Origin of the sequence: Bergeyella zoohelcum ATCC 43767, assembly GCF_000301075.1 — a bacterium.
In the GTDB taxonomy this organism is placed as follows: Bacteria; Bacteroidota; Bacteroidia; order Flavobacteriales; family Weeksellaceae; genus Bergeyella; species Bergeyella zoohelcum.
The window spans coordinates 573904-593540 of the sequence record NZ_JH932293.1 but is presented as its reverse complement, the minus strand read 5'-3'; the positions used below and the strand labels follow the sequence as shown (position 1 = coordinate 593540).

The window sequence follows — 19637 nt, the reverse complement described above, 5'->3', positions numbered from 1 at the left end:
TCCCAAGCGTCATAATGTCTTTGCTCTACTTTATTTCCTGCTTCGTCTGAGATAGCCAAAATAGAGCCAAGATAATCTTTATGCAAAAACTTATAGCTTCCTGCCGTTTCATTAAAGTTTTTAAGATATACAATCTCGCTTTCATAAGGATTGCCGCCAATATAAATGATGTGTTTTTCTCTACCTCCTTTTTGCTTTCAGAAATGACTTCAAAACTTCCGTCTAACCATGTTAATGAACTTCTTTTTTTCGAAGATAAGGAAAAATCAACTATATGCAACTATACGCGTCAATATATAGAATATTTCTTGACAAATATTGTATATTCATCAAAATAAAGACTATCTCCTAAAATCTTACCTTTAGTAATATTTTTATACCATTTTTTTGCTCCTGGATATTTTCCAAAACTCTCTAAAAAAACTTCGTCCTCAATAATTTTATATTTACCACCATAGTAAATAGAATTTTTATTTCTATATTTATCTCTATTACCAAAATACTTCAATGATTCCCGCTTATAAAATCCATCATTATGAAAAATAAATATTTGAGGATTTTTTAATAAATCTTCATTGATATAATTTTCAGGAAAAATTTGAATATAATAAGCAGTTGTATCTATTTTTTTCAAATCCTCAATTGACGGCCTTATTTGAAACGAATAGTCTCGGAAATCATTGACTAATACTTCATTATTTCTATCCGTTTTAAAACTATAGGTCCCAATACAATTTGTAATAATAAAAATTACAAATAATAAAAATATTTTCCTTACCATGATGTAAATTTATTTTTTGTGTGATACTGAAAATGAGTCTATCTTGACTTTTTGAAAACAAACAAGGAATTATGATTTTTGTGGTGTGAAACATAAAAACCTAAGACCTTGTTTGTAGTACTGGACAAAGATACGATAGTAGAAGAAATTATCCCACATTTACCTAAAAGAAAAAGAGGATTTAAACCAAAATCGCCTATTAGTGAGATAATTAACTGTATTTTATACAAATTGAAAACAGGTATTCAATGGGCACTTTTACCAATGGAACAATTGTTTTCAGAGGTAGTTCCGAGCTATAAAACCGTGTTTGGGCATTACCGGAAATGGTGTGAAGAAGGTGCTTGGCAGACTTGTTGGGTAGAAATTTTGAAGAAAAACAAATCGAAAATAGATTGTTCAAGTTGCGATTTTGACGGTAGCCAAACACCCGCAAAAAAAGGCGGGGAAGAAGTCGGTTATCAATCTCGTAAAAAAGCAAAAACAACGAATAGTTTGTTCTTGTCCGACAGGCAAGGTTTGATGTTAGCAATGTCTCAGCCTATATCTGGCCAGCATCACGACTTGTATAATATAGAGACTCATTTTCAAGAAATTACATCCGTTTTGAAAAAGGCTGAAATCTCCACAGAGGGTTTATTTGTGAATTTTGATGCAGGTTTTGACAGTGAAAATCTTCGGAAAATAACCGCCTCAGAAGGTATCATAGCCAATATTTGTGAAAACAAAAGAAACCAAAAATCCCCCTCTGAAACGGAACATTATTTCGATAAAAAACTCTATAAAGAGCGTTACGCCATTGAAAGAAGCAACGCTTGGATGGATAGTTTTCGTTCGGTTTTAAATCGTTTTGACACTACCGTAAGTAGTTGGATAGGTTTTAATTACCTTGCCTTTATCGTATTAGGACTCAGAAAATTTAAACAAAAACAAAAAGTCGAGATGAGTTCTCTATTTTTGGTATAAATACGATTGGATAGTGATAAAAATCATGTATTATTATTTGTACTTAATAAAAATAGCTGTAATTTCGCACTAAAATTACTACGATGACAAAAAAGTATTTTTTAGCAATTATGCTTGCGGGAGTGGCTTTTGCTCATGCCCAAGAAAACGAAGGTAGAGAGAAAGAATTAGAAGAGGTAGTCATTTCTTCTCAAACTATTTTCCCAGATAGAGATGCCAATGAAAGAGCATCTTCGCATTTTCACCTTGGCAAAAAGGATATAAAAAAGTACAATTATACAGATCCGAACAGAATCCTGATGGGGAAAAACGGAATCAGTATAGTGGAAGAGGATGGCTTCGGATTGAGACCTAATATCATCATCAGAGGTGCTTCTTCTTACAGATCAATGTCTATCAACTTGATGGAAGATGGAGTTCTCGCAGCCCCTGCTCCTTATATTGCCCCAGCTGCATATTATTTCCCTACTATGGCAAGAATGGCGGGTGTGGAAATTCTTAAAAGTAGTGGACAAATCCTTTACGGTCCTAATACTGTAGGAGGAAGTATGAACCTTATTTCTACACAAGTACCTAAATCTTTCTCAGGAAATGCAAACCTTGCATACGGTAGCTTTGATACCAAGAATGTACACTTGAACATCGGAGATAGAATAGGGAAGTTTGGATATTTGGTGGAATATTATAATGCTTCTTCAGACGGATTTAAAAAATTACCGAACAATAAAAATACAGGGTTCAATCTTAATGATGGGATGATTAAACTCTTGTATGATAATTCTGATGCTACAATTCCAAGTAAACTACAGTTTAAGCTTCAGTTTTCTAAGCAATTAGATAACGAGACTTATATGGGGCTTACTAAGGCAGATTTCGAAGCAGATCCTTTACAGAGATATATGGCTTCTGAATTGGATCAAATGAAAAATAATCACCGCTCTTATTTGTTGTCTTATGAAATAGAACCACTTAAGAAACTTACTTTGAATTTTGATGTATATCATAATGAGTTCAATAGAAACTGGCATAAAGTAAATGACATTCAGGTAGGTACAGCGTCTAAAGTAGGGCTTTCTGCTGCGTTAAATAAAGGACAAAATTCAGACGAGGTAGCGGTGCTTAAAGGACTTTACGCTGGTGATAATACGGTGTATGTGAGAAATAATAATCGTGCTTATTACTCTCAAGGAATACAAATGAACTCTAATTATCAGGTAACCAAAAATGGAAAAATCCGTTTTGGAGCAAGATACCACAGAGAGGAGGAAGATAGATTCCAAGCCGATGATAAATACAGAAGTACACAGCACGGATTATCTTTAAAATCTATTGGAATCGGAGGTTCTCAGACCAATAGAGTGTCTAATGCGGAAGCATTTGCTTCTTACTTACAGTATCAGCATAAATTAGGAGACTTTACTTTCACAGGAGGTTTCAGATATGAGGATATTTCTATGAAGGAAACTCGCTATGCGGGAAATGATCCTGAAAGGAAAACGCGTACAAAAGTAACTGAAAATGAAAATAAAGTATTCATCCCTGGTGCGTCTATTTTGTATAACTTTACTAAAGCAGGGTCTATCTTCGCAAGTGTTCATAAAGGATTTGCTCCTTCTGGAATTAAGGAAGGTCAAAAAGCAGAGAATAGCTGGAACTATGAGTTAGGTATGCGCTGGAATGATAATCACTTAGACGCAGAGGTGAGTGGCTATATCAATGATTATAGCAATCTTTTAGGGGCGGATACCAATGCGGTAGGCGGAGCTACGGGCCAAGGAGACCTCTATAATGCTGGTGCAGTACTTGTGAAAGGTGTAGAGGCATATTTAAAATACACCATCAATGGAAAAGACAGTGATGTGAATTTCCCAGTGAGTGTGAATTATACTTATTTCGATTCTTCGTTTAAAAATGACTATGAGAGTAAAGCAGAGGTTTATGGTAAGGTGAAGAAGGGAGATAAACTACCGTATATTCCTACGCACATGTTGACAGGTGAACTGGGGGCTAATATTAACAAATTTAGCTTCAGTGCAGTAATGAAATACAGAGGGGACATTCGTAATAAAGTAGGGCAAGGAAAAATTTTAGATAAAGACTTGGTGCCAAGTGTTATTTTGTTAGATGCTGTGGTAAGATACCAAATGACTCCTTATGCTAATGTATTCGTAACAGGACAAAACTTGCTGAATAAAAAATATTTAGCAACGCTTAATCCTGCGGGATATAGACCAGGGATGCCTCTTTTCTTCTCTGTAGGAACAAGCATTAAGTTTTAAAAAAGGCTAACCTATTCGTTTTTTAATAAGAATCCAAATCGGTGTATCGGTTTGGATTCTTTTTATCTAATATTTACGGTTTTAAGTAGTACCTTTGCATCACTGAAAGGAAACTTTATGAAGCAATATTCATCTAAGAAAAGCATACAGTTATTGGCACATCATCTAGATGCTTTGGGAGTGCATCACTTTGTGATTTCTCCTGGGTCTAGAAATGCACCCATCGCTATTCATTTTACACAGATAGAAAATTTTCATTGTTATAGTATTGTAGATGAAAGAAGTGCAGCATTTGTGGCCATGGGGATGGCGAAGCGACTGGGCAAGCCTGTAGGGGTTATTTGTACCAGTGGTTCGGCAGCGGTAAATTATTATCCTGCAGTAACGGAGGCTTTTTACCAAAATATTCCTCTACTCCTACTCACTGCAGATAGACCTACAGATTTTGTGGATTTATTTGACGGTCAGACGATTCGGCAGAAAAACATTTTCCACCAGCATAGCTATGGAGATTTTGAACTGAAAGAAGATGGAGATTTCGAAGCGGAAGAAAGCAATGCCGAAATTCTTACCAAAGCCATTTCATTATGTGTAGAAAAACAAGGACCAGTACATATTAATATTCCTTTGGAAGAGCCTTTATATGAGTTTGTTACGGAGATTAAGAAGTTCCGAACTCCCGAGGCAATGATTGCTCAGTCTCAATATGCTTTGCCTTCAAAGTTGGCAACAGAGTGGAATGCCGCAAAAAAAATCCTCATTCTTACAGGTACACTGAAAGATAATGCAGAGCTACAAATGCTTTTAGCTCAAATTGTTAAAAATCATAGTGCGGTGGTGCTTACCGAGGTGAATTCTAATTTGCATGACGATAAGTTTTTTAATCATATTGATCGGTATATTTTTAATTTTTCGGAAGAGGATTATAGAGCGTATGCTCCTGATTTACTCATTACCGTTGGGCAAAATGTAGTTTCTAAAAAAGTAAAACAATTTTTAAGAAAAGCACAGCCTACACAGCATTGGCATATTGATAAACATTGGCATCCAGATACTTATTTTGCTTTGACGGAGAGAGTAAAAGCTGCACCAGAAGTTTTTTTTCAGCAGCTATTATCCGTAGCAAGGCTAGAGCCACATTCGTATTTTAATCTTTGGACGAATTTGAAAGATAAAGCGGATCACCGCCATACGCTGTTCTTGCCCAAAGTGCCTTTTTCTGATTTTTTAGCAATGTCTTATCTTTCCAAGGCTATTCCTCAGGATTATCATGTCCATTTTAGTAATAGTTCAGTGATAAGGTATGCTCAGCTGTTTGATTTTAAACATACTGTCCACTGTAACCGTGGAACGAGTGGCATTGACGGAAGTACCTCTACTGCCATGGGATATGCCATGGTGAGTGATAGTCCAACGGTTTTAATCACGGGAGATATTGGTTTTTTCTATGATATTAATGGGCTTTGGAATCAGTATATCCCACCTTATACCAGAATTATTTTACTCAACAATGGAGGAGGTGATATTTTCAAAATTATTCCAGGGCCTTCTCAAGCCATGGCACTGAATGAGTTTATTGCTACTACTCATCATAAAAGTGCAGAAGCACTAGCGAAACATTTCGGATTCGAGTTTACACAGGCCTCGGATGATATTACTCTTTCTAGGATTCTAAGTAAATTCTTTGAAAACTCTGCTAGACCAAAAATTTTGGAAATCAATACTCAGAATGTAGATAACGCATCCGTGCTGAAGCAATATTTCAGAGAAGTATCTCCTAAAAATGAATAATATGAAAACGAAGGCGGAACTGAGAACCATGTATAGGGAACTAAGAAAGCAGATGACGACTTCTGATGTAGAAAATTATTCTAGTAAAATTTTGGAGCATTTTATTTTACAATTTAACCCTACTGAAAATCAGAAAATTCATTGTTTTTTGCCTATAGAAAAATTCAGAGAAGTGAATACCATTCCGCTGATGAATTATTGTTTTGAGCATGGCATTCGTTTTTTCGTGCCCAAAGTAATGGGGGATAAATTGATATCTGTAGAGCTTTTTCCAGATTCAGAATTAGAATACAATGCTTGGGGCATTTTAGAACCTAAGACCCATATGGATGCTCAGGTAAAAGATTTTGATTTCGTCATTGCACCATTGCTTTATTGTGATCCGAATGGCAATAGAGTGGGCTATGGTAAAGGGTTTTATGATGGGCTGTTTTCTTCTATTTCTACAGATGGCTTGAAAATAGGGGTCAATTTTTTTCCGCCTAAAGAGTGCATTTCAGACCTCCGTTCTGAAGATATTCCATTGGATTATTTGATAATACCTTCTTCAGTTTTTTCTTTTAAAATAGGATGATAAAAATTGAGGAAAAAGAACTTGAATTCTTTTTTAAACTGTATTTCTGCAGGTAAGAGGATGTACTGAGCTTCTCTCTCATATACACCAATAGACTGGTTATTTTTATTAAAATATTCTACGCTGAATTTAGCAAAATTTAAAGTGTCTTTTTTAAATACTCTTTTTTCTACCGTAAAATCTTGAATATTGGCATTCTTTACCTGTAAAGTGTCTAAATCTTCTAGTAAATAGCTCAATGTGAGGGAATCAGGTTTGTAAAAGTAGCCTAACGCTTGACGATGAACCGCTTCATCTATCTCTGAATTTTTGTTGCTATTTTGATACAAAATGGAAAGCTCTAACACCTCTCTTACTTTTTGTTTGGTAATGGAATTAATGGCCTGTACGCTATCCATTTTTGTGGATGGATAACTGCTAGAATTGGTGTTATTCCTTACATCATCCAGAGATAATACCTCCTTGTTCTTTTGGGAGCATGAAATCATCATTATGAATACTATAAAGAATAAGATATATTTATTCATCTTCTTTAATTTTAAATTTTATGAGAATTATTTTACCATTTTCGGTTTTTACATCTAAGAATGAAAGATTCTTAAGCGAAGTGGTAGGAGTGGTTACTAAGGTGATGTATTTTTCTTTATCCAGTGTTTCTATTCCATAGATATTATTATCAAATACTTGATAAATCACCGCATGATTGCTAATTCTATGCTCTAGTTCTCTTCTTTTCAGTTTAATTTGCTCTAAGGCGTCCTCTGCATCTCCAGGGATGCTCTTTTTGGAATAGTAATACACGGATGTTTTGTAATCATCAGGTCTTAGAGTAATAATTTCTTTTTCGGGGGCATTGTCTAGGTTTCTCGTGATGGATAGATTTTCATATAGAGGACTGGTAACCTCCATATTGAGCATTTTTTCGTCTGTAGAATAGACGAAATCTTGACCAGGTTCTATACGATAGAATATAGGGGATTCATTTTCTTTGATTACTTTGATGTTCAACGGTATGTTTACTCCCGTACTTCTATCCGCATCTCTAAATGAATAAATATAAGTAACCCCAAAGATGCTTTTCCAATAAATAGCAATGCCTATTCCTACTAAAATGATTAAAAATAGAAGAAGTGCTGTCCATTTTTTAATGAAATAACCATTGGAGTTTGGTGATTCATTTGCAGAAAATGTAATTTCTGATTTTTCTTTAACTGTTTTATTTTCAGTGTTGTTTTTTTGTAAAATAGTATTTTCTTGATGATTTTCGGAAGATGAAGCAGTGTTTTTTTCTGTAATTTTTTTATTGCTTTCTGCTGTATTGCCTTCTTCTGGTTTTATTTCTTTTGGTAGTAAATTTTCTTGTTCAGATATTACTGTTTCTGTTTCGTTTTCTAGCACTTCATTTTCGAATAGATGACTTTTCTTAAATGCATACCAAGATTCATATCCCGCATAAATACTGAGGATATTCAGCATATCTATTCTTGGGAGTTTAGTGGTATTGTTAGATTTAAAATAGGTATAAAAAGATTTTTCAGAAATATTTCCTTTGGCTTTTTTTCTTAAATCCTCCTGAAAATACACAATGTCTATCCCTTTCCACTTGGAAATGGAAGGATTTGAAGGCGTATTTCCTTCAAGAAATTTTTGCTCTATTTCTGTTTTGAGCTGTTCAAAGTGTAATATGTCTAAATTTTCCAAGTGGCTATTGTTTTATGTAACTATCTGATTTTTAAATATCATTTTTTGTAAAATAGTTTTACAAATATATTACAACTATTTTTCTTACACAAATTTTTCTTCTAACCTATCTTTGTCCCGTTCTAAAACAAATGAACAGAGTAAAATTAAACGAAAACTTAAACAATTTTAAAATTTATCTAAAATGAAAAAATCATTGTTCGTAGCAGCTGTTGCTGCTTTAGCTCTTGTAGCTTGTAAAAAAGAAACTACTGAAACTGCTAGCTCTTTAGATTCTGCTGCTGTTGCTACTGTGGATTCTGCTGCTTCTGTAGTAGATTCTGCTGCTACTGTGGTAGATTCTGCTGCTACTGTTGCTGCTGATGCTACTGGTAAAGTTGCTACTGATGCTGCTGAAGTAGCTACTGATGCTGCTGATGCTGCTTCTAACGCTGCTGATGCTGCTAAAGATGCTGTAAAAGAAGCTACAAAATAATTAGAGCATAATACCTAATTAGTAGGGGGCATTACTTAAGTAATGCCCCTGTTTTTATTTATCATTCCTCTGTTTAGCAATTTCATAACAACTGATGGCCACGGCATTGCTCAGATTAAGAGAGTCAATGGTGCCATACATAGGGATAATGATGTTTTCGGAGTGTTGTAGCCAGAAATCTGTAATGCCAGAATGTTCCGTCCCGAAAATTAATGCGAATTTTTCTTTGAAATCCATCGTATAGATGGCTTTTGCATCTGCTGCCATATAAGTGGTGAAAATAGGAATTTCCTGTTCTTGGAAAAAGCGTAATGCTTTTTCATTGGTAGTATTGATGATATTCATTCCGAACAGACAGCCTACACTGGAGCGGATGACATTAGGGTTATAAATATCTGTTTTGGCATCACAAATCATGAGTGTATTGATGCCAAAGGCTTCACAGCTTCTGAGAATAGCTCCTAAATTTCCAGGTTTTTCTATCCCCTCAATGACAATGATGCTTGCGTGTTCATTGATTTTATTTTCTTCAATAGAATGGTTTTTAGCTTTATATACTCCTATGATACCTTCTACATTTTTTCTGTACGCTATTTTATTATAAATTGCTTCTGAAACTTCGTGTATTTTGGCATCGGGTTTTTCCTGACTAAAAATAGTAGAACAAATAAAGAAATCAGTTGCCTCGTACCCAAATTTTATGGCTCTTTCGTTTTCTTGAACTCCTTCTACCACAAATAAGTTTGATTTTTTTCTGAATCTATTATCGGTGGAAAGTCTATTGAGCCATTTTATCTTATCATTTTGTGTGCTTTCTATCATTTTTGTAAGCAATTAAGAGTCAATTCTCAAAAAAGTTTTTGCCAGCTCTATCATTTTAGGGTCTCCAGTGTATTTTCCTTTTTCATCAGAAAGTTTTACGGTAGGAATCCAGTCACCATTATTCGCCTGAACCCCGATGAGTTTCATTACGATGTTCATCGGTTTTAGCCCTACATCATTGGTGAGATTGGTCCCAATACCGAAGGAAACTCCTATTTTTCCTTTGCAATAGTGGGTGATTTCCTCTACTTTTTCTAAATTGAGTCCATCGGAAAAAATGATGTATTTGTACAGAGGGTTGATGCCATTTTTTTCATAGTGTGCGATGGTTTTATCTGCAAAAAGAAGCGGGTCTCCACTGTCATGCCTTACTCCATCAAATAGTTTAGCAAACTTTTTATCAAACTGCTGGAAGAAGACATCTGTGGTATAAGTGTCTGAAAGGGCTACTCCTAAATCTCCACGGAATACATCTACCCAGTGCTCCAATGCGAGTTCATTGGCCATTTTAAAACCAAATTCTGCGGCATGAAACATGAACCATTCATGTGCATGGGTGCCAATGGGTTTGATGCCGTATTTCATAGCGAAATGCACATTAGAAGAGCCTATGAAATTATTATTCTTACTTTTAATGAGCGCATCTACCACTATGTCATGTACCTTGTAGGAATGTCTTCTTCTAGTACCAAATTCTGCGAAATTAACCCCCAATTTTTGGAGTTTTTGGGCTTTCCCTAAAGTGTTTTCTATGATGAAATCATTACTATTTCTTTCCATATCATTCATTTCATAGTACAGTTCTGAAATCATCGCTAAAAGAGGGACCTCCCAAAGAATGGTTCTGTACCAAAGCCCTTCTACAGACACTTCTATATCATGTCCATTTTGTACTATCTTTACTTCGGAAGGGTCATAGCGGTAGCCTTCTAAAAAGTCTAGATATGGAAGAGCGAGATAAGGACAAGTGTTTTTAAGATATTCTTTTTCGTCTTTGGTAAGTTTTAGCTTTGCCATATTATCTACCGCTTCTCTAAGTACTTCACCGAAATTATCAGGAATGAAATGTTTTCCTCTATTAATGAAACTATATTTTACTCTTTGTGAAGGGAAGAGTTTTACCACTGCATTTTGCATAGTAAATTTGTAGAAATCATTGTCTAGTATGGAATTAAAAATGGTTTTTGACATAGTATAAATTAATGGTATAAATTATGAGTTGTAAAGATAGGTAAAATAGGTTATTCAGCTATATGCTTTATTTTTTCAAAACTAGTATTATCCTATGATGCTTTCTCCGTTTAGGTCAGTGGTGAGTACATCAGACATGTAATCAAACCAAGGACGCATGGCTAAAAAAGTTTTGATGGTTTCTATAAGGAAGCTTTCATTCATTACTTGTTCATCTGTAAATGGTCTCATGACCACCCATTGTTTTTTCTTAATTAAGTCCATAGCGGGATGATTCTTGTCAAACCCTTTAGGTGCAATTTTCACGGCATCGTCTCCTTGGATAGTTTTGAAATACTCTTGAAATGTAGGTTCGGTAATGATGCTTCTGATAGGCGTATCGTCCATTTCTAATTCTTTCCGAAAGCGGTACATGTCCTCTTTTTCAGGTGCCCAAAATCCACCGCCCACAAAGGACTGGTTGGGTGCTATATGAAGATAATAGCCTCCTCTAAGCTCAGGCTTTTTACGAGAAAAAGCAACTCCGAAGTTCGTTTTGTAGGGAGATTTATCTTTAGAAAACCGTACATCTTTATAGATTCTGAAAATGTGCATACGGGTAACTTCATCATGCCTTTGTAACGCTTCAAAAATTTGTTGGAAAAAGAGTTTATTTTCTTTTGCTATGGCATCATAGCGTTTTTTTTGCTCGGCGAACCATTCACGGTGATTATTTTCAGCAATTTCTTTCAGAAAAGATAGAGTGTCTTGGGAGATTATAGGAGTTTTCATTGGCATCATTGTAAAAAAGTAAGGTAAAGGTAGTGAATTTATTTTTATACTCATCTTGACTTTTTCTACCATTAAGGCATTTAGAGATTTCAGCTTTTCTCCCAATACACCATTTTATTAAGCATTGGACAAGTCAAATTAGGTGAATGAATTTCACCCAATCCATAATCGTACTACACTATACGAACGCATCGTACTATATTATACGATAAACTCATCTCTACTTTTTTCTACCATTGGGGCATTTAGAGATTTCAGTTTCTCTCCCTACACTCCATTTTATTAATCATTTGACGAGCCAAATCAGGTGAAGGATATTAAACTTAATGAACTTCGCTCCATCTATAAAAAGGATTCTTAATAAAAACAACAATACGCTCTATTATCTTCATTCCTTAATGGTTATCTCTATTCATTAAGCGAGATAACTTCTTTTTATAATTCCAATGCTTTTTATATCAAAAGCTGTCCATAATAGGACAGCTTTGGTAGTGTAATTAAGATTATTTTTCAGTTTTTGGAGCTTCTGCAGCAGATGTTTCTCCAGATGTAGGAGGAGAGAGTAGGTCATTTTGTAATGAAACTCCATCTTGACTTATTTCTGGTGCCTTCAGTCCTGAGAGTTGATCCATAAGCTTTACAAATTCTTGTTCACCAGGATTGTAGAATGAAGGACCTGCGATTTTTCCTTCTTTATCTAAAACTAAAAGCCCTGGAGCCAATTTAAAGGCATAGATACCATACTTCTTTGCAAACTCAGAGTTCAGTCCGCCCTCGGCATACGCTGGAGTGCCATGATATCCTTTTAGCAGTGCACTGCTGGTCTTTTTGAATTGAGCTTCGGTATCATCAAAATTAATGTACACTACATTGAATTTAGATTTATAAAAATCTACCATCTGCTTGATAATCGGCATATTGATTTCTTGAAGCATGGGGGTCCAAGAAGCGTAGGTAACTAAAAGTGTAGGTTTTCCTTTTTGGCTGTCTAATGAAAAGCTCTTTCCATCAGTGGTCTTTAAGGTAGCTTTAGGAGCTTCTTCGCCTTTGCTAAAACCTCCAATTACGAACAGCAATTTTTTCATGCTTTCCTTTACCGAAGTGTCTTTGATTTCTTTTTCAATGAGGTCATTCAGTTTTTTCTTGTTGTCCTCCGTTGTATTTTGGGAAAGCTCATATTGTGCGATGATGAATGCCGTAAGGTAATCTTTCGCTGTTTGGGTAAGTTCTTTTCTTCCTTTGAGGAAATCTACAAAAAGTTGTGTGGTAGATTGTTCTACTTTTCCTTGGTTTTTCTCAACGAACTTTTGAAAATCGTCCGAGATTTTGCTCAGAAGATATTGGCGGTACAGAGGGTGTTCTTTGAGCAATTCATCCGAATTGTCTTGGAGTTTGTTTTCAAAATCTGCAAGAGATTTATGCGGTTTATAATTAGGGTTTCCAGAAGTTTGTTTTTTCATCATGATGACCTGAGGAATGACGGAGAGAATCCCTGTACGGAGGTCTGCCTTTTTCCACTGTAAAACTTCTTTATCTGCTTTGTGTTTTTCTGCCAGTTCATCAAATTTTTTCTCTAGCTCATTTTGAACTTTGGTAAACACGGCTACGAAATTCTCCTCTCCCTTTTGGAGTTCTTGCATGATGTCCACTCGTTTTGTTCTTTCTAAAAGTGCTTTTTGAGCTTCTTTTAGGAATTCATTATTGGCATAAGCGTCTCCTTTTATTGTAAATTCGGTAGGGAAGGTGCCCGCTACTCCTTGAAATTCAAATTTTTGTCCTCTTTTTAGGAAGAAGATGTTTTGTTGCCCTCCATAGCTGAGGAGATACATTCCGTTTTTAGGTGCCTCAAAGCTCCCTGTGAATTTCCCTTTTTCATCTGCACCGATGTTGATTAAAGGAAGCGTAGCCACCCCCGAGGCTTCGGTAATTTCTAATCTTTCCAAAGGAGAGCCCCCTTTTACGGTACCCTCTATTTCTATTTTTTTAGAACAAGCAATAAAGAGCAAGCCTAAAAGAAATAAACCAATTAATTTTCTCATTATTTTTATTTTAATCCATGCAAAAATACACTATTGCTCATGGAATAAAAAATATTTACAAGAAATTACTAATATCTCGTATTTTTGTCCTATGAATCTTAACCACCTTTTTACCAATCAACGAAGTGGAGGGCATACAGCAACCAAAGTTTCTCGTACGGATTTCCAAAGGGATTATGATAGAATTATTTTTTCGTCTGCTTTCAGAAGATTGCAGAATAAGACGCAGGTGTTTCCACTGCCGGGGAGTGTTTTCGTGCATAATAGGCTTACACATTCTTTAGAAGTATCTTCGGTGGGAAGGAGCTTAGGGAGTTTGGCGGGAGAGTTCATCGTTCAGAATTATAAAGGAGAACTAACGCCTGAATCTGAGCATTTTTATAATTATCAGCTTGGTGATGTCATCGCCTCAGCATGTCTTTGTCATGATGTAGGGAATCCTGCTTTTGGGCATTCTGGAGAAGATGCTATAGCGAGTTATTTTGAAAGAAATGAGAATGGTTTAAAGGCGTATTTTAGCCCTAAAGAATGGCAAGATTTAATTCATTTCGAAGGGAATTCTAATGCCATCCGTGTGCTTACACATCAGCAAAATGGAAAAGATGAGGGAGGAACCATGCTTACATTTACTACTTTGGCTTCCATTGCAAAATACCCGTGTGAGTCTATAGCGAAAAATAAGCATATCCTTCATCAAAAAAAATACGGATTCTTCCAAAGTTCTAAAGCTATTTTTTTAGAGATTGCTCAGCATACGGGAATGAGACGCTTGGAGACCGAACCTATTATCTTTGCCCGTCATCCTTTTGTGTGGCTAGTAGAGGCGGCAGATGATATCTGCTATAGTATCATTGATATGGAAGATGCACATCGTTTGGGCATTGTGAGTTCTGGAGATTGTGAAAACCTTTTCATAGACCTTATCCAGTCTGTGAATCCTGAAGATTTGGCTAAAGTGGAAACAAAATTGTCCGCTATTACGAATGCCAATGATAGAATTTCTTATCTGAGAGCCAAAGTGATTAATGCATTGATTACCATTTCTATTGCGAATTATCAGCGAAATTTTGAAACCATTGTAAATGGAGTGTTAGACACCGCTTTATTAGATGCTTTTAAAAAAGAAAGTAAGGCTTTGCAAGAAATAGAAAGATTTTCGGTAGAAAAGATTTATAATCACAAGGCAGTGGTAGAGATAGAGAATGCAGGATATAATGTGATGTATGAGCTTTTAGACCATTTTATTCCATCGGTGATTTTGGATAAAGAAAACCGGAAGAGTTATGATAAAAAGGCACTTAAACTCATTCCGCATCAGTTTAGTTATGAGCATGGTACACCTTATGAAAGGGTATTGGGGGTTTTGGACTTTGTGTCGGGGATGACGGATAACTATGCCACAGATCTTTACCGAAAAATTAAGGGAATAGATATAGGGATGACCATGTAGGAGAAAAAGAAAGGAACGAAAAAATCTAAAAGAAAAAAACACCCTAATAGCGGGTGTTTTTTGTGATGATAACTAAGTTAATTAGAGTACTCTTTCCTCGTAGAGTTTGAGATACATTTTAGAAATTCGGGTGAGTACGGCTTGGATGTCTCGGCTCTGAAGAAAAACATTGGTTTGGAGTACCCCTTCCTTGGTGCTTGGTTTTTCTGCATTGATATTGGAGATTTGCGTATCTAGATTCTCATTGATAAAACTTCGTACCGCATTTCTATTTTTCTTGATGGTTTCAAAGTTTTCATTTTTGGTTTGCTCTAGAGACACCAAAACGAGATTGAAAAACTCCTCCATTTTTTCGTCCAAAATTTTTAAGTCGTTAAGGAATTTTGGATTGCTTATGGTGTGTAAGTTTTTGATGTAGAACAAAGCTTCATCACTCATAGACTTGGTAGATTGGGTGAGATCTTGGATGAAATCACTGCTCATCACAATGACTTGTGCCACCTGCCTGTCATTCATCTGTAAAGATTTTAAGTACTTGATGCTTTTTGACCTGAGGTTATAGCCATGTTCTTCCAAATCTTTTAATGCTTCATTGGCCTTTTCTAGTTTAGAAATATCGCCTTCTATGAGTCCATCTAGCGTCATGTTATAGCTGGTAGCAATTTCGGATACCGCAGTGCTTACGAGAGATTGGTATTTCTGCACGGTATTCATGTCTTCGTTTTCTAGTATTTTGAGTCGGTCTTTAGTTTTCTTTGATTTTTTCTCTTTTTGGCTAAAACGAATTTGAGAAATGATGATATAAGAAAACACTACGGAAATGAGGATAATGGTACCCGTTTGTCCACCCTTGTATAAAATAAATGAAAAAACAGATGCTACTGAAAAAGCAATCAGTGCTGTGATGAACCACCCACCGATAACAGAAAGCACTCCTGCTACACGATATACGGCACTGTCTCTCCCCCATGCCTTATCTGCCAAGGAGCTTCCCATGGCTACCATGAATGATACATAGGTGGTAGATAGTGGTAGTTTATTAGAAGTAGCCCAAGCGATGATAATAGAGGCAATGACTAAATTAACGGAGGCTCTCACAAGGTCAAATGCAGGAGTATCTTGCGTTTGGGTAGCCTCTTTTAGTTTTTTCTTCTCAAAGCTGGTATTGTACCGCTGTGTTACGGATGAAGGGATGATGATACCGAAGATTTTGCTAAATGTCAAAGAAGAATTGACTACGCTTCTGGAAATGGCATTGGGCTTGAATCTTTCTTCGCCTTCATCTTGTCTGCCTAGATTTACTTCCGTTTCGGTTACTTTTTTCGCTTTAGAACTGAGCCAAATGGTCATTCCCATGATGATTCCAGAGATGAGGAGCATATAATTAGGAACGATGACATCACTGCCCTGTAGGTAATCCATATAGTATTCATTGGCTGGAAGTCCTGTGCTTATCCAGTTTTGGTACGCTAAGAGTCCAGTGATAGGTACGCCGATGAAATTCACCAAATCATTCCCTGCAAAAGCCATTGCCAATGAGAAAGTACCTGCGAGTACCACGATTTTTAATGGATTGACCTTACCGAATTTTTGGAATGCCCAAAGAATCACCGTAGAGATGAGGAATAAGATGCCTAAGATGAGCCAAGTGTTATCTACTATCCACTTAGAAGTAGATTTGGAAAGGATAGTGGTACCTTTTAACCCTTTAATCAAGAGGAAGTAAACAATAGAAGTAATTCCGAAGCCTGAGAAAATGGCTCCAAACTTGTGGAGTTTTTCTTCTATCTGGAAAGTGAAAAGTAATCTGCAAAGATATTGTACCAAGGCACCCGCCGTAAAGGCGATGAGTACGGAGAGGAAAATCCCTGACACGATGCTTTGGGTGGTTTCAAAATTAATGTATTTCCAAATGTCATTGATGCTTTCATTTTTAGCCATGGAAAAAAGTATTCCCGCCATAAGTGACGCTCCTAAAAGTTCAAAAACGATGGAAACGGTGGTGGAAGTAGGGAGTCCTAAGCTATTGAATATATCTAAAAGGATGATATCTGTAAGCATTACCGCGAGAAAAACCACGAGAATGACTTCAAAGGTGAAATGCTGAGGGTAGAAGATGCCTTTTCTGGCAATTTCCATAATTCCACTGGAAAATACAGACCCAATCACGATACCTGCCACGGCAATGAGAATGATGGTCTTGTAAGAAGCTACCTTAGAACCGATGGCGGAGTTCAGGAAGTTGACCGCGTCATTGCTCACACCCACAATGAGATCTACGGCTGCTAAAAGGAGTAAAACTCCTATCACAAAGATATAAAAATCCATAGTTTGAATAATTTTGGCTCAAAAGTATTGATTTATAGCATCGGATTCTTTTTTGTTAAGAAAACTTAACCTGAAAATAAGGTAATGTTAAGAGGAATTAATATTAGCATTATCCATGCTTTGTTGGGTTTCTTGAAAATAAAAGAATGACGACTTGTTGCTTTGTGCTACATGGGGGAGTTGTGTAAAGAAGATAGGGTAAAATAAACATCCATTTAAAAAATATAAAAATGAAGTACAGTAATTTTCTTTTAAAAATTTATAAATGAATTGACTAATGATGATGGATTTAATGAATTTTATCACCCCTGAGTATTATTAAGTTTTTTTTATAAAAATTAAAATGATGACTCAGAAGATGCAATTTAAAATTAAATAACACTTTGGTTAAGAAATCAAAATTAAGCATAATTCAACCTCTAAATACAATTTTGGAGTTAGGTAATTAAATATGGTTTTTGTAAACTTGTACAAAAAAATAAGAGATGGATTGTCCAAAATGTAAAAGCAAAAACAAAATCTTTTTAAGATAAATGATGAATTGTATATAACTAAACTGATACCAAGAGTATTAATATTCTATCTATGAAAAATATTTATCTTATCATGGCGTTCATGACGCTTATTTCGTGCCGTTCCAATAAAAATGAAAAAAGATTAGGTATTCATATTCAAGCTCCTGTATATTACAATGAAGACACAATAGAATATTATATTGTAAATAATACGGATAAGGATATTTATGTTTTGTGTAATATGGATTTCTTTAGAAGAGAAATAGACTCCTCTTATATGAATACTTGGTTTCAGCCTAAAATTCATATAAGTGATGATGTTAGAGAGGTTTCTGCTGGTAGATTTATTATTGATTATAAGCAAAACATAATAGATAGTATAGAAAATATTCGTAATATTTATATGGAGAATGATGGAATTGACGAATATAAAAAGTATAATAAAATGATTGAACTATACAAATATAAAATCGCTAAGAATGATTCTGCTAAGTTTTCAACTAAGATTAATTTTGAGGAAGAATTTCGTCCTTATTTTTATTCAGAAAGTGAAAGTTATCAATTGCTGAGAAGTAAAAATTATTTTTTAACTATTTCATTAAATGAAAATTTACCTTATAAAGTAAGTGAATATTTAGGACGAAAAGGAATTTATATGGACAAAATTAAGAGTAATGAGGTGAAAGTTACATGGGAGAAAAGTATTTATGAAGATTAATGTGCTGGAAGAGAGTAATGTATATTTAACCTACTAAAGTGATGATGTCATACTGTGGTAGGTGCTGTATGATGAATCGTTAAAGTAAAAAATGATTTTGAAGACAATATAAACTAATGTATTTAAAAGTAAAATGATGATATAATGAAAAAATATCGTATGTGTTACAAGAATACTTATCTTCTTTTTCAGGAAGCGTTGATAGATTTTATAATATTGGTATTTACTACTGTTTTTTTATGGTATTTTTTTGAAGATGAAATTGAGCTTTTTGTTGTTATTTTTGTAATCTTATTTTCTGTTTTTGTTGGATTGATTTTTTTACCCGTATTGTATTTATATGAAAACTATTCTAAATATAATAAAAATCTAATGGTTTTGTTCCATGAAAATAGCGTAGTTATTAATGACGAAGAGATGCCTATTTCTGAAATTATTGATGTAAATATTTATGGTACCTATCAGCTTTTTAATAAAAATGATGGCGGAATAGGTACGCTAGCATACAATCCTTATTTCTATTATTTAGAGATAAATTTAAAAGCCAATCGTAGGATAATCCTTTCATCTATATTAGGACAGTCAATAAAAGATGATATGATGAGTTATTATCCTAAGTTGAATTATAAAAATAATATTAAATCATTTCCTAAAATAAACGGCTCATAGAATTGATTTTTTATAATTGGTAATATTTACTATCTTCGCAAAAGTCCAGTTGTTCATTAACATTACTCCGAAGACGGTAGTTTTGAAATCGTTCGTGATAATAGCAAAAAAAGAGAAAAACACATTATTTACATTGGAGGAAATCCATACGAGAGTGAAATAGTTTTTATTAAGGATTTTACAGAAACCATAGGTTCTTATAAGTTTTTGCATAAAGATTATCTTGGCTCTATTTTGGCTATCTCAGACGAAGCAGGAAATAAAGTAGAGCAAAGACATTATGACGCTTGGGATTAGTGGATAATGTGGCAAAAGTCCAGTGGACTTTTAGCGTTGGCGGGACAATGCAGAGGAAACGCATTTGCAATATGGTAATAACCCTATAGAAATAGGTCGCTTACAGCCCATGGCACATAGCCTATTGCTAGATAGAGGCTACACCAGTCACGAACATTTGTTTGAAATAGGGCTTATCCATATGAATGGGCGTTTGTATGACCCACTATTAAGAAGATTTTTAAACGCCGATGAACATATCCAAGACCCATACAACACGCAGAACTATAA

The 19637-nt window shown here is 35.1% G+C and carries 17 protein-coding genes and 1 pseudogene; 9 read left to right on the top strand and 9 right to left on the bottom strand.

The window, feature by feature from the left end; translation table 11 throughout:
• Positions 1 to 289: 289 nt before the first annotated feature.
• Positions 290 to 781 carry a hypothetical protein gene (locus tag HMPREF9699_RS02655; protein ID WP_002662198.1) on the bottom strand — a complete coding sequence of 164 codons (492 nt, stop codon included), beginning with the start codon at positions 779 to 781 and terminating at the stop codon, positions 290 to 292.
• A 108-nt stretch (positions 782 to 889) separates the two neighbouring features.
• On the opposite strand from HMPREF9699_RS02655, the gene HMPREF9699_RS02650 reads away from it, so the two are divergent.
• The 4 genes from HMPREF9699_RS02650 (at position 890) to HMPREF9699_RS02635 (ending at position 6391) form a co-directional block, all read left to right on the top strand.
• Positions 890 to 1747 carry an IS5 family transposase gene (locus HMPREF9699_RS02650; RefSeq protein WP_002662196.1) on the top strand — a complete coding sequence of 286 codons (858 nt, stop codon included), beginning with the start codon at positions 890 to 892 and terminating at the stop codon, positions 1745 to 1747.
• Positions 1748 to 1830: 83 nt separating this feature from the next.
• The gene (locus tag HMPREF9699_RS02645) at positions 1831 to 4026 is read left to right on the top strand and encodes a TonB-dependent receptor family protein (RefSeq protein WP_002662195.1); all 2196 of its coding nucleotides are present in this window, start codon (positions 1831 to 1833) and stop codon (positions 4024 to 4026) included.
• A gap of 117 nt (positions 4027 to 4143) precedes the next feature.
• On the top strand, positions 4144 to 5817 hold the full coding sequence (gene menD / locus HMPREF9699_RS02640; RefSeq protein WP_002662194.1) for a 2-succinyl-5-enolpyruvyl-6-hydroxy-3-cyclohexene-1-carboxylic-acid synthase: 1674 nt from the start codon (positions 4144 to 4146) through the stop codon (positions 5815 to 5817).
• Position 5818: 1 nt separating this feature from the next.
• Positions 5819 to 6391, top strand: a complete 573-nt coding sequence (locus HMPREF9699_RS02635; protein WP_002662193.1) for a 5-formyltetrahydrofolate cyclo-ligase — start codon at positions 5819 to 5821, stop codon at positions 6389 to 6391.
• On the opposite strand, the gene HMPREF9699_RS02630 is transcribed toward HMPREF9699_RS02635, so the two are convergent.
• Both HMPREF9699_RS02630 and HMPREF9699_RS02625 read right to left on the bottom strand, forming a co-directional pair.
• Positions 6346 to 6918 carry a hypothetical protein gene (locus HMPREF9699_RS02630; RefSeq protein WP_002662192.1) on the bottom strand — a complete coding sequence of 191 codons (573 nt, stop codon included), beginning with the start codon at positions 6916 to 6918 and terminating at the stop codon, positions 6346 to 6348. The genes HMPREF9699_RS02635 and HMPREF9699_RS02630 overlap by 46 nt on opposite strands.
• Positions 6911 to 8092 (bottom strand): hypothetical protein, encoded by a 1182-nt coding sequence (locus HMPREF9699_RS02625; RefSeq protein ID WP_002662191.1) that lies wholly within the window; start codon positions 8090 to 8092, stop codon positions 6911 to 6913. The genes HMPREF9699_RS02630 and HMPREF9699_RS02625 overlap by 8 nt, the downstream gene beginning before the upstream one ends.
• A 184-nt stretch (positions 8093 to 8276) precedes the next feature.
• Here HMPREF9699_RS02625 and HMPREF9699_RS02620 point away from each other — a divergent pair, with 184 nt between their 5' ends.
• Positions 8277 to 8567: a hypothetical protein gene (locus HMPREF9699_RS02620; RefSeq protein WP_002662189.1), complete on the top strand. Its 291-nt coding sequence runs from the start codon at positions 8277 to 8279 to the stop codon at positions 8565 to 8567.
• A 54-nt stretch (positions 8568 to 8621) separates the two neighbouring features.
• Here HMPREF9699_RS02620 and HMPREF9699_RS02615 read toward each other — a convergent pair whose 3' ends face one another.
• The 4 genes from HMPREF9699_RS02615 to HMPREF9699_RS02600 all read right to left on the bottom strand — a co-directional run bounded on the left by HMPREF9699_RS02615 (position 8622) and on the right by HMPREF9699_RS02600 (position 13390).
• Positions 8622 to 9389, bottom strand: coding sequence for a TrmH family RNA methyltransferase (locus tag HMPREF9699_RS02615; protein WP_002662187.1), 768 nt, complete (start codon positions 9387 to 9389; stop codon positions 8622 to 8624).
• Between the two features lie 12 nt (positions 9390 to 9401).
• Entirely contained in the window at positions 9402 to 10580 is a 1179-nt protein-coding gene (gene pncB, locus HMPREF9699_RS02610; protein WP_002662185.1) for a nicotinate phosphoribosyltransferase, read from the bottom strand.
• An 87-nt stretch (positions 10581 to 10667) separates the two neighbouring features.
• Positions 10668 to 11351 carry a DUF2461 domain-containing protein gene (locus tag HMPREF9699_RS02605; protein WP_034986066.1) on the bottom strand — a complete coding sequence of 228 codons (684 nt, stop codon included), beginning with the start codon at positions 11349 to 11351 and terminating at the stop codon, positions 10668 to 10670.
• A 503-nt stretch (positions 11352 to 11854) separates the two neighbouring features.
• Positions 11855 to 13390 (bottom strand): TlpA family protein disulfide reductase, encoded by a 1536-nt coding sequence (locus HMPREF9699_RS02600; protein ID WP_002662179.1) that lies wholly within the window; start codon positions 13388 to 13390, stop codon positions 11855 to 11857.
• Positions 13391 to 13481: 91 nt separating this feature from the next.
• Here HMPREF9699_RS02600 and dgt point away from each other — a divergent pair, with 91 nt between their 5' ends.
• Positions 13482 to 14840 carry a dGTP triphosphohydrolase gene (gene dgt / locus HMPREF9699_RS02595; protein ID WP_002662177.1) on the top strand — a complete coding sequence of 453 codons (1359 nt, stop codon included), beginning with the start codon at positions 13482 to 13484 and terminating at the stop codon, positions 14838 to 14840.
• Between the two features lie 81 nt (positions 14841 to 14921).
• Here the strand turns inward: dgt and HMPREF9699_RS02590 are convergent, their stop codons facing one another.
• Positions 14922 to 17168 carry an inorganic phosphate transporter gene (locus HMPREF9699_RS02590; protein ID WP_002662175.1) on the bottom strand — a complete coding sequence of 749 codons (2247 nt, stop codon included), beginning with the start codon at positions 17166 to 17168 and terminating at the stop codon, positions 14922 to 14924.
• A 585-nt stretch (positions 17169 to 17753) separates the two neighbouring features.
• On the opposite strand from HMPREF9699_RS02590, the gene HMPREF9699_RS02585 reads away from it, so the two are divergent.
• Complete coding sequence (locus HMPREF9699_RS02585) at positions 17754 to 18401, top strand: hypothetical protein (protein WP_002662173.1); 648 nt, start codon at positions 17754 to 17756, stop codon at positions 18399 to 18401.
• Positions 18402 to 18545: 144 nt separating this feature from the next.
• A complete protein-coding gene (locus tag HMPREF9699_RS02580) occupies positions 18546 to 19070 on the top strand; it encodes a hypothetical protein (protein ID WP_002662172.1) in 525 nt (174 codons plus the stop codon).
• On the opposite strand, the gene HMPREF9699_RS02575 is transcribed toward HMPREF9699_RS02580, so the two are convergent.
• Positions 19065 to 19283 carry a hypothetical protein gene (locus HMPREF9699_RS02575; protein ID WP_002662170.1) on the bottom strand — a complete coding sequence of 73 codons (219 nt, stop codon included), beginning with the start codon at positions 19281 to 19283 and terminating at the stop codon, positions 19065 to 19067. The two genes, HMPREF9699_RS02580 and HMPREF9699_RS02575, sit on opposite strands and share 6 nt — an antisense overlap.
• Here HMPREF9699_RS02575 and HMPREF9699_RS11535 point away from each other — a divergent pair.
• Positions 19269 to 19637 (top strand): annotated as a pseudogene (locus tag HMPREF9699_RS11535) (RHS repeat domain-containing protein); the annotation flags it as partial. The gene HMPREF9699_RS02575 and the pseudogene HMPREF9699_RS11535 overlap by 15 nt on opposite strands.